The sequence below is a fragment of the Verrucomicrobiales bacterium genome (genome assembly GCA_016793885.1).
In the GTDB taxonomy this organism is placed as follows: domain Bacteria; phylum Verrucomicrobiota; class Verrucomicrobiia; order Limisphaerales; family UBA11320; genus UBA11320.
The window spans coordinates 22838-45091 of the sequence record JAEUHE010000086.1; the positions used below are offsets into that span (position 1 = coordinate 22838).

The 22254-nt window shown below is 61.4% G+C and carries 8 protein-coding genes; 4 read left to right on the plus strand and 4 right to left on the minus strand.

Annotation, left to right across the window (positions count from 1 at the left end; genetic code table 11):
* Positions 1-52: 52 nt before the first annotated feature.
* Together JNN07_10235 and JNN07_10240 are read right to left on the minus strand one after the other, a co-directional pair.
* Positions 53-2470, minus strand: a complete 2418-nt coding sequence (locus JNN07_10235; protein ID MBL9168107.1) for a serine/threonine protein kinase — start codon at positions 2468-2470, stop codon at positions 53-55.
* An 83-nt stretch (positions 2471-2553) separates the two neighbouring features.
* Positions 2554-3222: a sigma-70 family RNA polymerase sigma factor gene (locus JNN07_10240; GenBank protein ID MBL9168108.1), complete on the minus strand. Its 669-nt coding sequence runs from the start codon at positions 3220-3222 to the stop codon at positions 2554-2556.
* A gap of 132 nt (positions 3223-3354) precedes the next feature.
* On the opposite strand from JNN07_10240, the gene JNN07_10245 reads away from it, so the two are divergent.
* The 4 genes from JNN07_10245 (at position 3355) to JNN07_10260 (ending at position 14319) form a co-directional block, all read left to right on the plus strand.
* Entirely contained in the window at positions 3355-6510 is a 3156-nt protein-coding gene (locus tag JNN07_10245) for a DUF2339 domain-containing protein (protein MBL9168109.1), read from the plus strand.
* Complete coding sequence (locus JNN07_10250; GenBank protein ID MBL9168110.1) at positions 6507-8471, plus strand: hypothetical protein; 1965 nt, start codon at positions 6507-6509, stop codon at positions 8469-8471. Before JNN07_10245 ends, JNN07_10250 begins: the two co-directional genes overlap by 4 nt.
* Positions 8472-8872: 401 nt before the next feature.
* Positions 8873-13483 (plus strand): hypothetical protein, encoded by a 4611-nt coding sequence (locus JNN07_10255; GenBank protein ID MBL9168111.1) that lies wholly within the window; start codon positions 8873-8875, stop codon positions 13481-13483.
* Positions 13484-13806: 323 nt separating this feature from the next.
* Positions 13807-14319: a UpxY family transcription antiterminator gene (locus JNN07_10260; GenBank protein ID MBL9168112.1), complete on the plus strand. Its 513-nt coding sequence runs from the start codon at positions 13807-13809 to the stop codon at positions 14317-14319.
* Between the two features lie 195 nt (positions 14320-14514).
* Here the strand turns inward: JNN07_10260 and JNN07_10265 are convergent, their stop codons facing one another.
* Positions 14515-15648 (minus strand): glycosyltransferase family 2 protein, encoded by a 1134-nt coding sequence (locus tag JNN07_10265; GenBank protein MBL9168113.1) that lies wholly within the window; start codon positions 15646-15648, stop codon positions 14515-14517.
* A gap of 57 nt (positions 15649-15705) precedes the next feature.
* Positions 15706-22251 (minus strand): SDR family NAD(P)-dependent oxidoreductase, encoded by a 6546-nt coding sequence (locus tag JNN07_10270; GenBank protein MBL9168114.1) that lies wholly within the window; start codon positions 22249-22251, stop codon positions 15706-15708.
* Positions 22252-22254 lie beyond the last annotated feature (3 nt).

Consider the following 22254-nt stretch of genomic DNA (forward strand, 5'->3'; position numbering starts at 1 on the left):
TCTCTTTCGGCAGAGGGTGAACCAGAATCGAACCGGAAACCAAGCCTCAACCCTACCTTGGGATGGGAGCGAGGCTATTGGTGGATCCCTGTGAGAGCATCTGCCAGCCTGTCCCTGGGCCAATGAGGGTCCACACCGGGGTCCGCTCAGGCAGCTTCTTGGCCTCGGCTGGAGTGATCGTCGGAAAGTCCGCCAGCAGGGTTTGATAGTCCGTAGCTTTACGTTTCAATCCCAAGGTCAGGCGTGCTCGAACCTGACGAGCCAAGCCATCCAGAGGAAAGGGGCCAAGCAAGTCCGCGTCCTTTTCGCGCACTGTATCCACGTCGGCAAACTGGGGCGAGGTGATCAACACCAGATTGCTGCACGCCAGCGATGCTGCTCGCATTCCTCCCGTTCGACGAACGTCGAAGCTGAGCGCCTGCCGCAAGGCGAGAACCGAATTCCGCAGCACCAACGCATGGTCCGCCGAGGCGAGCACACGATAGAGCCCCAAGCCCAGGACGGTAGACCGCTCCAGTGTCCAGGTGCACCGCGCACCCTCATTCGCACCCAGCAGAACTCCGTCGCGTCCAACCAGGAGTGAATTGGTAAAAGCGATCGCAGCTGGTTGCGAGGCAGCCAGCGACCGACCGCCCTGAGCCTCGCGACGCCGCCACGAGACCGCCACCCCGCCGAAGTTGAAAAACTCGGAGTGTTCGAACCTGGCCTCCGGACAGTTCTCGAGGGCGACCAGGGTGCTGAACGTGGAAGGAGGGGGCGGGGCCGCGAACCGGCATCCCCGAACGGTTAGTCGGCCACCCTCCATGTACACCAAAACGTCCAGTCGATCGAAGCGTGCCACGGAGGGCTTCACCCGTAGACCGGTGGCGGGAATATCGCCCGGGAGCAGCCGATCCGACCCATTTCCCGGCGCGCGCAGCTCGATGCCTTCCAACACCAGATCCGCCTCCGCGTGAATCATGGCCCTCTCACCGGCGGCCAATGTGAGAATAGGATGCGACCCCGGGGGAGCATGAAACCGAAGCGCTTTCTGACCGAGACGAAGCCCGGAAGTGGTATAGTCGCCGCTAAATGGCAGCACGATGGTGTCGCCTTCCCGAGCGGCCGTGACCGCATCGGCAAGATTGGAAAAGACCATCGGTGGCAAACCTGCTCCGCGTTCGATGTGAAACACGGCGGTGGTTGGCCCCGTACGTTCAGAAGTCTCCCCCGGGCCCGTTTGAGTTTCTGCCGGGCGCGGCCACCCAGCCCAGAGCGCCAGCACCAGAAGCAAGCCAGCTCCGCCGGCCAGAATCGTCCTCGACAACCCCGCCCCCCGCCCTCTCGAAGGAGAGTCCTTCCCCGAACAGGTATCACTTGGAATTCGCCCCTCTTTCACATCCCGCAGACATGATTCGAACAGCTCCGCCACCTCGGTCATCGAGGAAAAACGTTCACCCGCCTGCTTGGCCATCAACCGCTCCACCAGCCCACCGAACCACGATGGATAGCTTTTGGAGTCGAGCTCGTGGAGAGGCTTCGCTTCCGTTTCCAAGATCCGGCGGAGCGTGGCCATTGTGGTGTCGCACCGAAATGGGCTTATCCCCGAAGCGGCTACGTAGAGCACACAGCCCAAGGCGAATTGATCCACTCGCGCCGAGATCGCCTCACCCCTTACCTGCTCGGGAGCCATAAACTCAGGCGTGCCCGCGACCACCCCCAGCTGAGTCAGACTGGTGTCTTCAATCGCGCGGGCCAGACCGAAGTCGACCAGCTTCACTCGCTCCACCGAGTTCTCGAGCAGGATGTTCCCTGGCTTGATGTCGCGATGAATCAACCCTTGGGCATGGGCGGCAGCCAGCCCTCGGGCGGTCTGCGCCCCAATCCGAAGCAGCTCGACCAACGAAAGCTTTGAGGTGGCCATCCGTTTCTCCAGGGATTGCCCCTTGATGAAACTCATCACCAGGAAGGGCAGACCTCGAAACTCCCCCACCGCGTGAATCGCCACGACATGCTCATGAGCAATCGCCGCGGCCGCCCTCGCTTCCCGAACGAAGCGGAGCCGTGACTGCTCGGATCCGGCCATGGACGGCCGCAGGACCTTGACCGCGACCATCCGAGCCAGCTGGGGGTCATAGGCGCGGTACACGATTCCCATCCCCCCCTCCGCCACGCGCTCCAACAAGGTGTAGCCCGCGAACTCGCCGAGCGCCCCTTCCACCGGTGACGCCGACAGCTCCACCGACTCGCCTCGGGGCGGCGGCGATCCCGGTTCGGCAGTTTGGGAACGGAGGGCCGCCAGGAGTTGGGAAAGGGGCCCGAGCGAAGCAGGGCTCAGGGTTGGAGGGAGAGCCTTCGGCAACTCAGCGAGTCCCGCCAAGGAGTCCAGGCGGCTCTGACACCGAGCACACGACGACAGATGCCGTTCTACTTCCGGCGCCAGTGCTGAATCACCACGAGAGAGAAGCGCAGTGAGGTTCTCATCGCTCAAACAATTCGATGCTGGTCCGTCGAGGCACACTTCACCCATAGATTCGGCTCATACTCTGATACCTGGCCAGAACGGCATTTCTTTCAGAGAATATCCTCCTCGTCGGCCGCTTGAATCCGTTTTCGCAGCTGGGCCGCCACCCGACAGCGGGCCACATAGACCGCACCGGTGCTCACACCCAGCCGCGCAGCAACCTCCTCCACCGGAATCTGTTCTAAGGCACTCAGCTGGAAGGCGCTCCAGGTCGTTTCCGAAAACTGTCCTTTCACCTGTTCACAGGCCCATTCCAGCAGGCGCAGCTGATATTCCCGGTCCCAGGTCTCAGATTCCTGTGAGCTGCCAGCCTCCCGATCCACCACCGAAGCCAGTTCCGTGTGACCAAGGGGCACGGCTTGGCGGCCTTGCTTGGCAAAAAAATTGTTGAGCTTGCTCCGGGTTACCGTAAGCAGCCAGCCCCGAAAAGAACCGCGCGCCCGATCATAGTGGAAGGTGCGTAGGGCCTGAACGACGCTCCTCATGACATTTTGTGCGACATCAGCCGCATCGGCCGGTTGAAGCCCTCGGCGCAGGGCATGCCCGTAGATCAGTGGCGTGTAGATGTCTACGAATGTCTGCCAGGCCTCGGCGTTCTTATCATCGCGAAGCTGGATGAGCAAAGATGGACGCGTCGGGGATGCGCCAGAATCCGAGACTGGCACCCCTTCTTGCCCAGTTGCATTGTCGGGTTTCGAGGCTGACACCAATTGTGACATCGTATACAGGTGTTCTACGAAAAGCCAGCGGCGATCCTTACGAGCCATCCAGATGGGCTTTGACTGGAACGGGGTCGACTCCCAAAGTCCGAGTCAGGCACTGACAACGGATGCCGATAGGAGCCTATAAGAATGGAAGGACTGATCATTTTGTTGTTGGTGGGCATCGTGGTGGGCGTGTTCGTCCTGCCCATCGTGGCCATTGTCAAGAGTAGCTCGACGCAGTCACAACTGCGTCGCTTGCAGGAACAGCACGATGAGCTTCTGGTGCAGCTGCATCAGTTGCGGCGATCGTTGGACTCCGCACGCGACTCGAGTTCACCTGCTTCCACTCCCGCACCAAGCGCCCAGCCGGCAGCTCGCCCGGAATCATCCGTCCCAGCTAGCCCACCGCCTACCGCTGCCCCAACCCCGCCCGCACCCGGCCCAAGGCCGCACACCGACCCGATCGTTCCGCCGGCAGGCAGACCTTCAATCCCTGCGACGGCGCGACCCGAGGCCGATGTGTCGGCGCCCCCCCCAGTTCCGCCCCCGCTCCCGAAGCCTCCGGAGCCAAGGCCCATTCCGACTCCGGCTGGATCCCCGCTGATTCGCCCCGCGATCCCCAGCGCTCCCGCGTTTAACTGGGAGCGCTTCGTGGGAACCAAACTCATTGCCTGGCTGGGCGGCCTCGTCTTATTCCTGGCGGCAGCCTATTTCATTAAGTACTCCTTCGACCACGCCTGGATTCCGCGCGAGGTCCAAGCGGCTCTGGGCTTCTTGCTCGGCATCGGCCTGGTCATCGGGGGCTTCGTGCTCAAGAAGAAGGCCTTCGCGACATCCGCCCAGACCTTCTGCGCCACGGGAGTTCTCATCCTCTATGCAGTCACCTTCGGTTGCCGGGCCTACTATGATTTTCCCCTCTTCACCGCCCCGGTCACGTTCGCCCTCATGGCGCTGATCACGGGATCCGGGTTTCTGCTGGCCGTGCGCATGGAGGCGCGGGTGGTAGCGATTCTCGGCATGCTGGGGGGATTTCTAACGCCGGTGATTCTGAGCACCGGGCGCGACCAGGCGTTGGGACTGTTCCTCTACATCGGGCTGCTCGATGTCGGGCTGATCGCCGTGGCGCTGGTAACCCGCTGGTCCTTCCTGCTTCCCATGGCGGCGACGGGCACCCTGCTGATGGAATTGGGTTGGTCCTCAAAATTTCTGGCTCCCGAAAAAATCCTGCCGGCCGTGCTCTCGCAGATCGGGTTCAACCTGCTCTTCCTGGCTGGGGTTGAGTTGGCGCACCGCCGCGCCCGATTGGATTCCAAGTGGGCTGGATCGGCGGCAGCCCTGGCCATAGCTTCCATCTTCTATGCCATCGGCATGGTCTTTCAGCCCGGCTTGGGAACCCCGCTGGCTTGGTGCGGCAGTGTCGCACTGGTTGGAGATCTGGGACTGATCCTGCTCGTGCTGCGAAAACCGGGCTGGGCCAGGCTCCAGCAAGTGGGCGCAGTGCTCGTGCATGCCTTCCTCGGGCTCTGGATGCTCGAGCACCTGACCTCGCAGACGCTGTTCTGGGCGCTGGGCGCGATTCTGGTGGTGGCCGTGCTCCACGCACTCTCTCCGCTCTGGGTGGCTCGGATACGCCCCGAAACCGGCTCGGCTGGCTGGACGCACTGCCTTCCCCCGATAGCGCTGGTGATGATGCTGGTTCCGGTTTTCAAACTCACGGAGGTCTCGATCTTCATTTGGCCGCTGATTTTCCTGATCGACTTGCTGGCCATCGGCCTGGCCCTGTTGACGCGCTCATTGGTCTCCGTGCTGGCCGTGCTGCTGATCACTGGTTTGGTGGGAGCCTCCTGGATCTTTCGCCTGCCCAGCACCGGCAGCGATCTGTCACTTCTGCTGGTCATTGTTGGAGCCATGGCCGTGCTCTTTCTCTTCGCCGGAATGTTTGTCATCCGGCGGATTCTGAGCTCGGCGGGCTCAGCCCCGGGCGATTTGCAGCGGGCATTTGGCGGCTTCACGTTCACCCAGGATAACTCCAACCAAGCTCTCATGGCGCAGCTGCCGGCCCTGTCCGCCATGATGCCATTCCTGCTCCTGGTTCTGATTGTGGTGCACCTGCGCCTGCCGAATCCTTCGCCCGTGTTCGCTTTGGCCATGGCGCTCAGCATCCTGCTCCTGAGCATTGCTCGCGCCTTCCAGAAAGGCGGGCTCGCCCTGGTGGCCCTGGGCTCGGTGGTGCTGCTTCAACTGGCATGGCATGGCCGGGCATTCGACCCGGCCGTCAACGCCCCCATCGCGTTGGCGTGGAACGGTGCCTTTAGCGTCTTGATCTTTGCATTCCCGTTCCTGAGTCGGGACCGCTTTCTCGCGGGCAGTTCGGCGTGGGCGGCCTCCGCCCTCTCCTTTCCCCTGCACTTTTACGGGATCTACCGGACGATTCAAACGGCCTGGCCGAACCCGTACCCGGGAATCCTGCCTGCAGCTCTGGCTCTGCCGGTAATCGGAGCCCTGGTCCTCAGCGCCAAAATCTTCACGCCGCAGAACCCGCAACGGAACGCGGTGCTCGCCTGGTACGGCGGGGTGGCGCTCTTCTTTGTCACGCTGATCTTCCCGATTCAGTTTGACCGCCAGTGGATCACCGTCAGCTGGGCGCTCGAAGGCGCGGCGTTGTGCTGGCTGTTCCGCCGGGTTCCGCATCCGGGACTTCGTTGGACCGGGGCCGGGTTGCTCGTCGTCTCGTTCATTCGGCTGGCGCTCAATCCAGCAGTTCTGAGCTATCACCCCCGCAGCGAAACCGCACTGCTCAACTGGTATCTCTACTCATTTGGCCTCGTCACGGCGGCCTTGTTTGTCGCCGGCCGGCTTTTGGCTCCCCCACGCGACCGGGCCGGCCAGCTTAGCTTTCCGGCGCTCTTTGACTCACTGGGAACGATCCTTCTCTTCCTGCTCGTGAACGTGGAGATAGCCGACTATTTCACGACGCCTGGAAACGCGGTGCTCACCTTTCAGTTCGGAGGCAATTTTGCGCGGGACATGTCCTACACGATTGCTTGGGGCCTGTTCGCCCTTGGCCTGGTCTCCGCCGGCATGTGGTGGGGCCTCAAAGCGGCTCGTTACGCAGGCCTGGCCTTGATCGGTGTGACGCTGCTGAAGCTGTTCTTCCATGACCTGAACCGACTCGGACCTTTGTACCGTATCGGCGCCTTGGCAGGGGTCGCTGTGGTGGCGATACTCGCTTCGGTGCTCTATCAAAAATTCGTCGCCAGCGAAGACAAAAAGACCAGCGCCCCCCAGCCTCCCAACCCATGAGACAACTTCTCACCGGCCTCCTCCTCACCCTCGTGGCGCCTCTGTTGGCGCAAAGCGCCAGCTACGAAGCCTGGGCAAACGAGCAGCTGGTCACGGTGTCGACACCCGGTTTGACCCGGGTGGTCCTCTCGCCGGAAACCTTTGACTCGGCAGCCATGGATCTTTCCGACCTGCGACTTGTCGATCCGCACGGAAAGGAAACACCCTTCGTCATCGAGCGATCGATGGCGCCGCGCAAGGAGTCCCAACGTATTCAGGACCCCGCCACCACCCAGGAGGGGCGGGTCACTCGGGTGACGATTCCCTTTCGGAACGCGGAGCAGGTGCACGGCTTGGGGCTGGAATCTCCAGCGCCCCACTTCGTGAAGGCGGTCACGGTCGAAGCCGTGGACCGGGGAGGAATCACCAGGACGCTCCTCCAGCGCGAGGTCATCTATCGCCAGAACGGGACGGAGCGACTGCGGCTGCCACTGGGAAAGCTAGGCGACACCGTTCAGTTTCTGCGCATCAGCCTCGATGACTCCCGCACGTCACCGATCCCGGTCAGCGGGGTAGTGCTGTTTCGCGAAGAGAATGTCCCGCTCGCCCCCGTCGTTTCCACGGGGCGGATCGTGGATCGCTGGGAAGGAGCCAGCGACACTCGCCTGGTCGTTGAACTCGCGGGTGCGAAGCTCCCCCTCCAGGGTCTTCGTTTCGAGATCGAGGATCCGCTGTTTCTCCGGGGAGTGCGCCTGCTCGCCCGTGAATGGGACGGTGGTGAGCTGCGCGATCGAATTTTGGGGTCGGGCTCGATCCACCGGTTGAATCTGGAAGGTGCGGGGCAGGTTGAATCGCTGACGGTGGACATGGGAATTGTGGCTTCCACACCGACACGCGAGGTCATTCTGGCTTTTGAAAACGGGGACAGCCCGCCGCTGAATGTCCGCTCGGTCGTGGTGTTGTCCGAACCCGTCCAACTCGCCTTCCTTGCGCCGACCGCCGGTGATTTTCGGCTGCTGAGCGGGAATGCTCAGGCGCGCGCTCCGCGCTACGACGTCGCTTCCCTCGCCGCTCCGCTGAGAACCGCTTCGGCCTCATCGGTCGTGCCCGGCCGACGAATCGCACGGGCGGACTACCGTCGCCCAACCGAACTCGTGGACATCCCGTTCCTCGGTGGGACCTTTGACCCCGCAGGATGGCAGTTTACCCGGCCCGTCAATATCGAGGCGGGCGGGGTGCAACGTCTCGAGCTGCCCTTGCATGCCTTGGCGCATACGCGAGCGGATCGGGGAGACATTCGGCTGGTGTCGGAAGGACGCCAGGTGCTTTACCTGCAGGAGCAGACCGGATTCTATCGGGCGCTGAAAGTGTCGCTCAACGCGGTGCCCTCGACGAAACGACCGCAGCTCAGCCGTTGGCAAATCCATCTCGAACAGCCGCGGCTTCCCCTCAAGAGCGTTCGTGTGGAGGTCGCGAACACGCTGTTTGATCGGGAAATTCGGCTGGTGCAGAAGGGGCGCCAGAACCGGGACGCCGAGTGGGAAGAAATCGGGCGAGCCCACTGGGTCAGGACCCCCGACCGCCAGGGAAGCTGGTTTGAGATACCCCTCAACCGAGTGCCAGACTCCAACGAGATCTGGCTGGAGACGGACAACGGGGACAATGCCCCGCTGGAAATTCGGCAAGCGACGGCGCTCGTTCCCCACATCCAGCTCCTGTTTCAGGCGACCGAGAAAGGAGCCGTGTCCCTGTCGTATGGCAACCCTGACGCGCAGGCTCCGCGCTACGACCTGTCATTGGTGGCACCCCGAGTGTTGAGCGCAGCAAAACTGGAGGCGAAAGTCCTGGGCGCGGACCCCATCACCCAGCTCAGCTCCACACCCGTTCCCGCTTCGTGGTTTTTCTATGGAATTCTAATCGTCGTCGTGGTTGGCCTGGGCTTTGTAATCTCGAAACTAATCCCGAAACCAACCCCGGAATAGCACGATCCCATCCCTCCCTCGTGGCCCAACCACCCCAATTGACTGGGTAGTCCACTCCAGTCACAGAAGACGGACACTTGATATTCAAGCGGTTGGGAAATGAACCGTCGGGAAGTCTTAACCCCTCAATAAGATTATATTTTTCCCTGGCGGTTCGAGACCATTTTCCAAGATAGTCTCCACGCTAAATACCCAACCTGCGTCCGGCAGACACGTACATGTTCTGACTTGATGCGCCAACAAGAGTTGGGAGACGCATTCGTGTCCTCAGCCGATTTGTTGAAGTTAGCGGAATGAAGTTCAGACGTGACCCTGCCCTTCGAGTTCCTGCATCCAACCACAGATGCATCTTTGATGCATTCTCAACGACAATTATTCACCGAAACTCCTCTTCTTTTTCTATGTCTCAAGGTGTTGCGGCGTTTCTCTCCATCGTTCCTCGGGTATTTTCCTGGCTTGGCGTTCGTTTCCTCAGCCAACTATGTGGAATTCTGGCAGTTTCACTGTGGACCTGCAGCCTCGCGCAAGGCGCTGAGAGCGTGACACTCGCCTGGAACCCCTCCAGTTCAGCGGGGGTTGTTGGCTACCGTATTTACTACGGGACTGCCAGCGGGTCGTATTCCAGTTCTCAGGACGCGGGAAACGCCACGACCGTCACGGTTTGCTGCCTTGAGCCGAGCCGGGTCTACTATTTCGCAGCCCGCGCCTACTTGTCCAATGGGGAGCTCAGCACTTATTCGGAGGAAGTGTCATTTCGAACTCAGCAAGGGGACAACACTCCACCCTATTTTGATGAGCTGGGCGACACCTCGATCACCACGGACGGAACTCAGCGCAACATCCCGATCACTGGAATCCAATCTGGGGTGAGCGACGAGAATCAACCATTGACAGTCACGGCCTCCTCCAGTCGCCCGGATCTGGTTCCGAACCCGGCAGTTACTTACACCAGCCCGAGTTCCGCGGGCACATTCCTCATCGCGCCCAGGCCCTATGCGGACGGCATCGTCACGATCACGGTCACGGTGAACGATGGCCAAAGCACCAACAACAAGCTGTCGCGCTCCTTCGAGCTGAGCTTAAGATCCCCCAACTCGGCGCCCACGTTGGCACCGATCAGCGATATTTCCATCACCTCGGATGGCACTCAACGCGACCTTTCCGTCACCGGTATTCAAGCCGGTGCTGCCGGCGAAAGCCAGCCGCTCACCCTGACCGCTCGATCAAGCCGGCCCGATTTGGTACCGAATCCCACCGTGAGCTATTCGAGTCCTGCGTCCACCGCCAACCTGCGCATCCTGCCCGTGGTGGGCAGCAGCGGCACCGCCACGATCACCGTCACCGTCGACGACGGACAGGCGGGCAACAACACCTTCTCCCGCACCTTCAATGTGACCGTCGCGAAGCTCGCCAACACGCCGCCCACCTTCAGCCCGATCGGCGATACTTCCATCACCGCGGACGGCACTCAACGCGACGTTTCCGTCACGGGTATTCAAGCCGGTGCTGCCGGCGAAAGCCAACCCCTCACCCTCATCGCTCAGTCCAGCCGGCCCGACTTGGTACCGAATCCCACCGTGAGCTATTCGAGTCCCGCGTCCACCGCCAACCTGCGCATCCTGCCCGTGGTGGGCAGCAGCGGCACAGCCACGATCACCGTCACCGTCAACGACGGACAAGCGAGCAACAACACCTTCTCGCGCACCTTCAATGTCATCGTCGCGAAGCCCGCCAACACGCCGCCCACCTTCAGCCCGATCGGCGATACTTCCATCACCTCGGATGGCACTCAGCGCGACCTTTCCGTCACCGGTATTCAAGCCGGCGCAGCTGGCGAAAGCCAACCCCTCACCCTCACCGCTCAGTCCAGCCGGCCCGACTTGGTACCGAATCCCACCGTAAGCTATTCGAGTCCCGCGTCCACCGCCAACCTGCGCATCCTGCCCGTGGTGGGCAGCAGCGGCACAGCCACGATCACCGTCACCGTCAACGACGGACAAGCGAGCAACAACACCTTCTCGCGCACCTTCAATGTCACCGTCGCGAAGCTCGGCAACACGCCACCCAGCTTCAGCCCGATCGGCGACCTTTCACTCACCTCGGACGGCACCCAGCGCGATGTTCCCGTCACGGGCATTCTAGCTGGCGCAGCTGGCGAAAGCCAATCTCTCACCCTCACCGCTCAGTCCAGCCGGCCCGACTTGGTGCCGAATCCCGCGGTGAGCTATTCAAGTCCTCAGTCCGCCGGCAGCCTACGGGTCACGACGGTGGCCGGGAGCAGCGGCACCGCCACGATCACCGTCACCGTCAACGACGGACAAGCGAGCAGCAACACCTTCTCCCGCACCTTCAATGTGACCGTCGCCAAGCCCGCCAACACGCCACCCACCTTTAGTCCAATCGGCGATATTTCCATGACGGCCGACGGCACGCACAGGAATGTTCCCGTCACCGGTATCCTGGCGGGCGCAGCCGGCGAAAGCCAACCCCTCACCCTCATCGCTCGATCAAGCCGGACCGACTTAGTGCCAAATCCCACCGTGAGCTATGCGAGTCCTGAGTCCTCCGCCAACCTGCGCATCCTGCCAGCACCCGGTGCCAATGGCGTGGCCACCATCACGGTCACTGTCGACGATGGTCAGGCGGCCAATTCTACTTTTTCGCGCACCTTCAGCGTCACCGTTGGGCAGGAGCCCAACACGCCACCCACGTTCAGTCCGATGGGCGACATTTCCATGAAATCCGACGGCACCCAGCGCGATGTTCCCGTCACCGGTATTCTGGCCGGCGCAGCGGGGGAAAGCCAGCCCCTCACTGTCACCGCCCGATCCAGCCGCCCAGACTTGGTGCCTAACCCGACCGTCTTTTACACCAGCCCGGAATCCACGGCCGTCCTGCGCATCACGCCAGTACCAGGCACCAATGGCGTGGCCACCATCACGCTGACCGTCTCCGATGGAGGAACGGAGAACAATAGCTTCACCCGCACCTTTAATGTCAACGTTACGAAGCCAGCCAACACCCCCCCGATCTTCAGCCCCATCGGGGACATCTCCATGATGACCGATGGCACGGCACGAGATGTCCCGATCACCGGTATCCTGCCGGGAGCTGGAGGCGAGATCCAAACGCTGACCCTCAAAGCTACATCCAACCGACCCGATCTGCTGCCGAACCCCACCGTGCTCTACACCAGCCCGGAATCCACGGCCATCGTGCGTCTGCTGCCCGTAGACAATGTCAGTGGGGTGGCGACCATCCTCATCACTGCCGATGACGGCCAGGCAACCAACAGCACCTTCTCCCGCAGCTTTAGAGTCACTCTGAGCGTCGCCAATCTCCCCCCACGCCTGGATGCGATCGCGGACCTGACGCTCCCAGAGGACAGCAGCCCTCGAATCGTGACACTTACTGGAATCAATGCCGGCTCCGCGCAAGAGAACCAACCGCTGACGGTCCGAGCCACCTCCAGCCTGCCCTCAGTACTGCCCGACCCGGTAGTGAGCTATCGCTCACCCGATTCGACAGCCACCATCACCTTGATGCCGGTGGCCAATCGCAGCGGGGTGGCGACCATCACGGTCACAGTCGGCGACGGCCAGGCGCTAAACAACCAGTTTTCGCAGACCTTCAAAGCTACCGTCTATCCGTTAAACGATCCGCCACAGATCGACCCGGTGGCGGACGTGACGCTCTACGCCAGCTCCGAACCGATCACGATTCCCCTCACCGGTATCCATTCGGGGGCTACCAACGAGATTCAAAGACTTACCATCACAGCCACCTCCAGCTCGCCGTCGCTGCTTCCGGATCCCCAGGTCACGTACGCGAGCCCCAACTCGCAGGGCCTGCTCACTCTCTCATCGGTCCCGACGCAGACCGGTTCGGCGACCGTCACCGTCAAGATCAATGATGGTCAGAGTTTAAACAGCGAGACGACGCGAACGTTTAACGTGGTGGTCGAGCCGGCCGGCCCCAGCTCGCACTATTTCGAGGCGGAATCCGCGGAAAGGGTTGCTCCCATGGAAACCGCAGCCATCAACTCGGCATCACGTGGCTTGGCCGCGTTCTCGCGCATTCCTGAACGAGGCGCTCTGACGTTCAACGTCACGATCCGGGAAACCGGCGCCTACTATTTGTGGGGGCGCGTGCTCTCCATCGATTCGAGCAGCGATTCGTTTTATCTCGACGTGGATCAAACTCCGGAAATCGTCTTTCACACCACCTTGCGGCAATGGTCCGACGATTGGCAGTGGGCTCAGCTCGAGGACTGGATCCAGACTCCCGGCGGGCTGCAGGGCACCCCACGGGTTCTGGCGCTGACGAAAGGGACTCACCAGATCACCGTCCGCGCACGCGAATCCTTCTCATTCTTGGACGCCCTCTTCTTATCCACCGACCCAGCGGCCGTTCCTCCGGCTGCGCAGGCACCTTCGATCTTGGTCAGCAATGTGCCGCACCCGATGCAGGTGAACACCGTGGGCACCATCGAGGACGGCTGCGAAGTGAGTCTGGACAGCGGTGAATATACCATAAAGGGCGTGGGTGCCCTGGGGGGCGACCTGGCGACGGAGGATTCATTTGTCTTCGTCAACCAAACGCTCCATGGGGATGGCGGCATCACCGTCCGGGTAGCTTCGACCCCCACTCTTGGCACCAACAGCTTCGTGGGCCTCATGATCCGGGAGGATGTGGGTAGCCGGGCGAAATACGCAGCCGTGGGGATCACCCAGGGGGAACAACTCAGCTGGCGCACGCGCTCGCAATCCGCGGCGGCACCGTCCCGGCCCGAACTTCAAAACGAGGGGAGCATCCAATGGCTGCACCTCCGGCGCAGCGGAGATATCATCACGGCCTATGGGTCGGCAGATTGGTTTAGCTGGACGGTGATCCAATCCGTAGAAATCACCTTGGGCACCCCAGTGCAAATAGGGATTGTGGTTGCCTCGGGGGATGCGCGGTCGCTCCACACAGCCAAGTTCTACGACCTGAACATCTCCTACGGTTTCTAGACCGCTTTCCTCAGATCCTCCCAATCTGACTAAAAACTTCAGCCGGCCGGATTTTCTCCTGGTCCAAACAGAGGTCGTACGCTAGAAGCCTTTCACTGCGGCACTTAATGCGCATCTCGCACCAGGTTTGGACGCGGTTGGCGCCGGCGACGACACAGCTGCGGTAGTCAGCTCCCGTCACGTGAGACGAGTCACAACGGCGTAGCGAGGTGGAGTGGAACGGAAACAAGCGGAGCTGCCGTCGCTCCGCGCTCAACAAAGCTCGAGGCTAAACCCTGGGGTGGAGCTTGAACCGGTCCTGGCGCGTTCGTGCTGGAAGACTCATGATACCTACAACTGTCGCGGCGATGGAAGCTGTCCAATGGCATGTTGCTCACACCAAACCCCGGTGTGAGAAGAAGCTCGCTCGTTTTGCCGCGGACATGAACGTTTCGGTGACCCTGCCGCTGCACAAAGTTTCCCACCAGTATCTGCGAAAAAAAGTCACCTTCGAAAAGCCCCTGTTTCCCGGTTATGTCTTCCTGCGAATGCCCGCGACGGAACGTCAAAAACTTTACCAAAGCGGGCTGGTGGCGAATCTTTTGGAGGTGATCGACCAAGTGCTCTTTCAGGAACAGCTCGAGGTGATTCTCAAGGCTCTGGAAAGCGGCTTGGACATGCAGCTGGCGCCGGAAATCACGCCAGGGAAACGTGTGCGCATTCTTTCGGGGCCGCTGCAGGGCGTGGAGGGAACCGTTGAGGAACGTCACGGGGTGACGCGAATTCTCCTGCGGGTCGATTTTATCAGCCAGGCAGCGGCGGTGCGCTTCGAGGCCGATCAGTTGGAACTCCTCTAGCCGAAGCCGGAGGCCAGACCTCACCCCGAAGAGCCGGGGCAGAAGGCGGCATCCAGGCTCCGCGCCGCTCCGGACTGCGGAGGAGCGTCCGGTTAGGATCTTGGCTTTGGTCTGAAAAGAAAAAGCCCGGCCTCGAGCTCAATACAGCTCGAGGCCGGGCTTTTCTCGCGGGTGATTCTAGGCTAGATCCGTGGGCTAAGCGGAGGCTTTGGATTTGGGCTGCTGAGCGGTTCCGCCTCGCGTGAGAGCGCCCGCCCAGCGGCTTGGCCCCTTCTTCCCGATGACGAAATCCAGGAAGCCCAAAAGAAATCCAAGACCATAACTGAAGTGGTAGCAAAAGAACACGACCGGCAGCGGCGGAAGCAGCCGCCAACCGCTGCGAGCTGCGGTGAGGAACGAGCCGGCCAAGGCCGCCAGAAAATAAACAGACAGCAACAAGCCAAGTGCGGCCGACACCCCGGCAAAACCCAAAAACAACAGCTCCGTTCCCTTTCCCGCCGCCATGTTGGCTAGCCGAAGCAGCAGGTACCCCAATCCCAAGGACAACGACAGCGCGCCAAGTCCGAGCAACGCCAAGACAAAGGTGCCCGGAACCAAATGACGAATAGAAGCGGGGATACGATGCTTTTGGATCACCCTCACCTTCCAGTAGCCATACTGCATATACTGCCTGAAGAGAGCGGAAAGTGAGCTGCGCGGACTATACCAGCTCTGAATCTTCGGCGATTGGTAGATCTTTCCGCCGCCGCGAGTGATCCGGAGGTTATGCTCGTCGTCCTGATTGCGCACCAATTCCTCATCGAACAGCCCGAACTTGTCGAAGTGCGCTCGATGCCAGCAGCCATACGTGACGGTGTCGAGGTAGCCTTCAAAGGTCGGGTCGTGAAACCGAGCTCCGCCGACCGCGAAGGGCGAATGGTAGGCGGCGGCGATGGCGCTCGCCATGTAGCCCTTGGCGCGGGTTCGGGCGGGACCGCCCACGTTGTCAGCGCCGGTCGCGCGGAGCACTTCCACGCAGTTGCGAACATAGTCGGGGGCGTATTCCGTATGGGCGTCCATCCGCACGATGATGCTACCCGCAGCCGCGCGGATCGCAGCGTTCAGTCCCGACGAGACGATCTGCCGCGGGTTGTCGATCAGCCGGACACGAGGATCCTGGCGCGCAAAGCCCTCCACCAGCTCCCGGGTTTTGTCCGTGGACGCGCCATCGGCGATGATCACTTCAAACCCCCCTGGCGGCGGCTCCTGCTGGAGCACCGATCGCAGACACTGCGTGATATGCTTTTCCTCATTCCGCGTGGGAATGACAATGGTTACTTCCGGAGACATACCTGGTGAGTTGGAATCAACCGTCGCGGCAGACATGAGTTCGCTGAATGGATCCGGCTAGGACTGGCCAGCCTGAGAGTGATCGTCCTGCGGCATGGCAGCCTTGTCAGACAACAAGCTGGGTCGGGAGCGCTCGGCCTGTTGCGTCTTCTCCAGACAGCCGTTGAGGATCTGCACGAGCTTGCCTACCCGAGGTTCCCGGATGATGGCACCATGATGGCCAGGGATCACGTGGATCTCGAGATCCTTAACCAGCTCGCCCCAACCATTGGTGCGGTCCTCGTAGATCGCGGGTCGCTGGTACAAGGCGCGGAACAAAACCACTTTGCCCCCGTAGGTCTGGAATTTGTAAAGATCGCAGGCCTGTATCGCGGCATTCTGAACTTCCTGGAAGGCTTTGGGCACCGCAATCCCTCGCATCATTCGCGGATCTTCCCCCGTCATGATCGCCTGTTCACGCAGAGGTTTCGGCAACATGAGCAAGTGGAACTTGCGCTGGGTGCTGTTCAGGAGCCGCTTAAACATCTTCCCCACTCGTCGTCTGGCCGTCTTCGCCTTCTCTTTGACGTACGGCATCATTTCCCCCTTGGAGAGCAGCCGCAGGTTGCTGAGGTGAAGGTGCCAACGATACTGCTCGTATTTCAGCGCGTGATAGAAGGCCAGGCGGGCGGGAAGCAACTTCGGATAGTCCTTGCCGTAGCTATCGAACAAGAAGAGCAGTGCGACGCGCTCACCTTTGCGAAGGAGCTGCTGCGCCATCTCGTAGCCGACCAAGCCACCGAAGGAGGAGCCAGCGATGTAATAGGGACCGACCGGCTGGAACACACGAATTTCCTCGATGTAGGTGGAGGCGATTTCCTCGATCCGGGATTGGATGGGTTTCTTCCCGTCCAGTCCCTGAGCCTGAATCCCATACATGGGCTGGTCGGGGTGCAGGTGCTTGGCGATGTGGGTGTACTCCAGGATGTTTCCACCCATGCCATGAATCACAAACAGGGGGGGACGGGATCCGCCCGGCTTCATGGGCACAATGCACGAGGAAGCTTTCGGGGGTACAACAGGCGCGGCCGTGTCCAGCTTGACTGGCGCCCCATTCTCCGCGGCAGCGTCCTCGACATCCATGGCGGGCAGCCCGAGCCGCTCGCGAATCATGGCGGCGCATTTTTCGATCGTTGGCGCCTCAAAAAGCACCGCCAAGCCAAACTCCAGCTTGTAGTGCTTCTTGATGCGGTTGAAGAGCCTTACCGCGATAAGGGATTGGCCGCCGAGCTCGAAAAAGTCGTCGTGTATTCCGACCTTTTCTACCCCCAACAATTCCTGCCACACCTGGGCAAGGAACTTCTCTTCCTTGTTTCTGGGAGCTGAGAATTCCTTTTGCATGTTTGTCTTCGGAAGCTTGAGTCCGCCCACGGGATCTCCCGCCTTGGGCTCTTCTTCCGGTCTAGATAGCCTGTCGACTTGTTCCTGCCAAAGATGCAGATCCACCGAGGAGGTGACAATCTGGGACAAACTGGGCTGACTCAAAATGCGGTCGAACGCCTCCATGCCCTCGCTGGGAAGGATCCCCTCGCGCAACACCGCATTTAACAGCTGGGTCGGAGCCGAGGCCGGAGCTGGCCCCGGGTCGCCGGCCGGCTGCGCTGTCAACGGCCGGTCCTTCTTGAAACGAGCCATCATGAAATCAGCGACGCTCGCAATCTCATTACCGCTCTCATCCAGCAACGTGACATCAAAAATGGCCACGTCGTGGCCGCCCCCGCTGTGGTAACGCACGTGGCTGAGCAGTTTTGCCGGCAACGAGCGATACATGCGGAATCGGCCATAGGAAAATGGAATGTAAAAGTCCTTCTCCTTGTCGAACCCGGGAATCAGCGACTGGGCGCCTCCGGTTGCCATGTCGAGAAGGGCCGGATGACACCGGAAGACGTCCAGCTCGGACGCAAATGATTCCGGGATCTCCAAGCTGACCAATGCTTCAGACTCCCCGTAATCGATCCGTCGCAAGTTCGCCCAGCGAGGACCGAAATCCATAAAGGTTTGGTTCAGGAAGCCATCCAGAACTTCGGTTCGCCGGCGACAACGCCCCCGGAGGATCGAGATGGCATGGGTGGGCAAGGGCTCGGCGGGCAGGCTGCGCACCTTCCCTGTGCTGTGCAACTCCATCGAGGGAACCGATTCAAGTTTGAAGTCGGCACCCGATTCCTTGCGGTGAAACGTAAGCCGCAGCTCGCGTGGGGTTGCTGATTTAACGGGAAAAGGAGCCAGGAACAAGACGTCGGAAAGCTCCACCCCGTCGGACTTGGAAACCTGAGCCCACGCCGCCCGAACCAGCTCGATGAAGCCGGTTCCGGGGATCAAGGCATCCCCGCCCTTCACGACGTGCTCCGACAGAAGCCAGTGCTTCTCCCGGGAAAACATCGTCTTGAAAACCACATCGCGATGCGGGGTTTCGTGGAAGCTATCCCAGAACGGGTACTGGCTCTTTTGGAAGGCGATGGGATCCGGCTCCCGGGCCAGGGCCTGTGGGTGACCCGCGATGGCGCTGGCCATGCCGACCTGCTGCCAGGCGCTCCAATTGATGGAGATAGTCCGCAAACCGTCCTGCCAGGTCCGCTTTCGCGCAAAGGCGTCGAGGAAGGCATTGGCAGCCGTGTAGTCGACCTGTCCGGGAAGCCCGAGGAACGAGCTCACCGACGAGCAGAGCGCGAGAAAATCCAGCTTCGTCCCCTGCAAGGCCGCCTGGAGCACCAGTGCTCCCTTCACCTTGGGCAAGATCACCCGATCCGCCTCCGCACGAGTCTTCAACTGGATCAGTGAATCCTGCAGAATACCAGCCGCATGAACCACGCCCTGCAGGGAGCCAAAGCGCTTGAGGGTCAGCGCCACCGCGCGCTTCATCTGATCCACATCCGTGACATCGGCGGTGAGGGGCAAAACCTCGCCACCCAGAGACTCCAGCAGCTGGATCTTGCGAATGGCTTTCGAGGTGGCGTCCTGATCGTTGTGCTCGGACAGCCACCCCGCGTAGGCCTCTCTGGCGGGCAGAGCGCTGCGACCGAGCAAGGCGACCTTGGCACGGCAAGACTGAACCAGATGTTTGGCCAACTCGAAACCGATGCCACCCAGTCCGCCCGTGATGAGATACACTCCCCCGTCACGGAGCCGCGCCTCGATCGGGGCCGCCGTATCAATTCGAACAGGATCGGTGGACTGCACCCACCGGTCGGGACCACGCCACGCGACCAGCGACTCGTGGGTCGTGCTGAAGCACTCCGAAAGGATTTGTCGAGCAACCGTCTCCGACTGGCCGGCGGAAGCCGGGGTCCAACCCACATCCACCACTCTCGCCGAGATGTGCGGAAACTCATGGGGGATGACCCGCACCGGTCCCAGGACCAGGCTCTTCTCAGGCGCCAATGAACTCTCGCCCGCGATCTGCTGCCCCCCATTGGACACCACCGTCAATCGCAGCGGATCCTCCTCGGCCGCCAAAGCCTGCGCCAGATAGAACAGGCTGTAAAAATTGAGATTCAGGGCGGAATCGAGCTTGGCGAGAGGATCTGCCTGCCGATCCATCGCAGTCACGCTCCAGAAATGAACCACCTGCTCCGGCAAGCCGCCGTTGGACTGAAGCTCCGCGAGCAGGCTGTCGTAGTCAGCGCGCTCCACCGGGTTGATATAAAACCGGCCCTCGTCCTTCTTGGCAAACCGTTTGCCGATCGAGACGGTCACGACCCTGGCACCCTTCAGCCGCTCCACGAAGCGCTGCCCGAGCCCGGTCTCATCCAAAAAAACCAGCCAGGAGGCGGAGGCCGCCATGCCCTCGGAAACACTCGCGTTGATCGCCGGCTTCCAGGAAGGCAGATAAAACCAGTCCGCGATGGCAGGCCGCTTGCGCAGATGCTTTTTCTGCTGGCTCGAGATCGACTGGCCAGGCTCCACCCAGAATCGCTCGTGCTCGAAAGGATAGGTGGGCAAGGAGACCCGGCGGCGAGTCTGTTCGCCATAGAAGCGGGACCAATCGAGCTTCAGCCCGCTCATCCACAGCCGTCCATACGTCGTCAACAGGAAGGCCACATCCGAGCCCTCCTCCTTCGGGTGCCGCAGGGTCGAGAGCGAAGCGGAAACCAGCTTGCCAAACTGTTGCTTGGACAGGCTGCTCAACGTGCGGCCGGGACCGATCTCCAAGAGCAGACGCCCTGGCTCCTTCAAAAGCTCGGCCATGCCGTCGGCAAATCGGACGGTGTGTCGCAAATGCTTAACCCAATAGGCCGGATCGGTCGCCTGGGCGGCAGTGATCCAAGTTCCCGTCAAATTGGAAATGTAAGGCTGGACGGGAGGCTTGAACCGGATGGAAGAGCAGAAACGCTCAAACTCGCCCAGGATCGGCTCAAGCATGCTGGAATGCGCCGCCACGTTGATGTGGATCCGCGTGCATTCAATTTCTCGCTCCACCAACGCCCGCTCCACCGCGGCGATCGCTCCGACCGGTCCGGACACCACGCTGAGCGAGGGCCCGTTGATGGCCGCGAACGAAAGCTCCGGCCCCATGAATTTGCGCGCCTCCGCCTCGGGCAGCGGAACGCTGAGCATCCCACCCTCGGGCAGCTTCTCAAAGAGACGTCCCCGCAAGGTCACTAGCGCCATGCCATCCTGATAGGAGAAGACTCCGGCGAGGCAGGCCACGACATACTCGCCCATGCTGTGGCCGATCATGGCCGCAGGACTCACCCCCCAGGACATGAGCAACTTGGCCAGCGCATACTCGGTCGCAAACAGCGTCGGAAGGGCCAGGGAAGGCTTTTCCAGCTCCTTGGTGGCGGCCTCCGCCTGCCCCGGCGGAGGGAACATCAGCGTTCTAAGGTCGATGCCCAGCTGCGGCTTGATGTAGTTCAGGCATTCATCGATGGCCTGCGAATAGACCGGCTCGGTCTCGTAAAGATCGCGGCCCATGGTGGCGTACTGGGCTCCGCCCCCAGGGAACATGAACACCACCGAGGCATTCCCCTTCGGCAGGGCCTGGGTCACCATCCGCTTGGAGTCGGCCCCGCCCAGCGTTGCCAGAGCATCCTCACGACCACTGCAAACCACCACCCGCCGCTGCTCAAAGCCCTTCCGTCCCACCGCCAGGGTGTAGGCAACATCGGCCAGATTGTCGGCAGGATGCTCGCGCAGATGGTTGGCCAGGTTGAGGGTGGCGGCATCCAGCGCCGCCGAGCTTCGCGCCGACAGGAGCAGCAGCTGCCAGGTGCGACCGGGGCTGCTGGCCGCGGGCTCAGGGGCCTGCTCCAGAATCACATGCGCGTTGGTTCCTCCGGCGCCGAGAGCGGTGACGCCCGCGCGCCGGGGTCGCCCGCTCCGAACCCAGGGAGTCAGCTTCGTGTTAACAAAGAAGGGACTATTGGCAAAATCGATCTGCGGGTTCGGCGCTGAGTAGTTCAGGCTGGCCGGGATCAACCCGTTCTTGAGGGACAGCACCGTCTTGATGAAACCGGCTACACCTGAGGTTTCACCCAAATGCCCGATGTTTGATTTGAGCGAACCGATCGCACAGAACCCGGTCTTGTCGGTGAAGTTGCGATAGGCCTGGGTGATCGCGCTGATCTCGATCGGATCCCCGACCATCGTCCCCGTCCCATGACACTCGACGTAGTCAATGGTGGCCGGGTCCACACCGGAAAGCGTGATCGCCTCCGTGATGGCTTTGGCCTGCCCCTCGACGCTGGGGGCCAGATAGCCAACCTTCATCGCGCCGTCGTTGTTGATGGCAGTCCCCTTGATCACCGCGAGCACGTTGTCCCCATCGGCCAGGGCATCGTCGAGCCGTTTCAAGACAACGATGCCCACCCCGCTGCCGAAGATGGTCCCCTTGGATTCCGCATCGAACGCGCGGCAATGCCCATCGGGAGACATGATCTCACCCTCGCTGAAGACATACCCTCGGATCTGCGGAAGCAGAATCGTGACGCCGCCGGCCATCGCCATGTCGCACTCCCCGGTAAGGAGGCTCTGGACCGCCAGATGGATCGCGACCAGCGAGGACGAGCAAGCCGTCTGCACGTTGATGCTCGGCCCGTTCAGATTCATCTCATACGAGACGCGGGTCGCCAGAAAGTCCTTGTCGTTGCCCGCGTGTCGCACCATGAAATCGCCGAGCGACTTCATCAGGTCGGGATTGGAGATGAGATTGTACATCATGTACAAATTCATCCCGGAGGCACCGAACACACCGACCCCGTTTCCGTGAGTCTCCACGTTGTAGCCCGCGTCCTCCATGGCAGCCCAGGCGACCTCCAGGAAGAACCGGTGCTGCGGATCCATGACCGCGGCGTCGCGGGGGCTAAATCCGAAAAAGCCGGCATCGAACTGATCGACCCCGTCCAAAGTCGGGCAGGCCTTCACATAGGCGGGGTCGAGCAGCAAATCGGGAGATTCTCCCGCGGCCAACAGTTCTTCTTCGGTGAAGAAGCGGACCGATTCGACGCCGTCGCGAAGGTTTTTCCAAAGTTGGGCGACATCCCGGGCGCCGGGCAACCGTGATGCCATGCCGATCACGGCGATCTCGTTCCCCGAAGCTGCTCTGGATGCTGATTCGTGAGCCATACG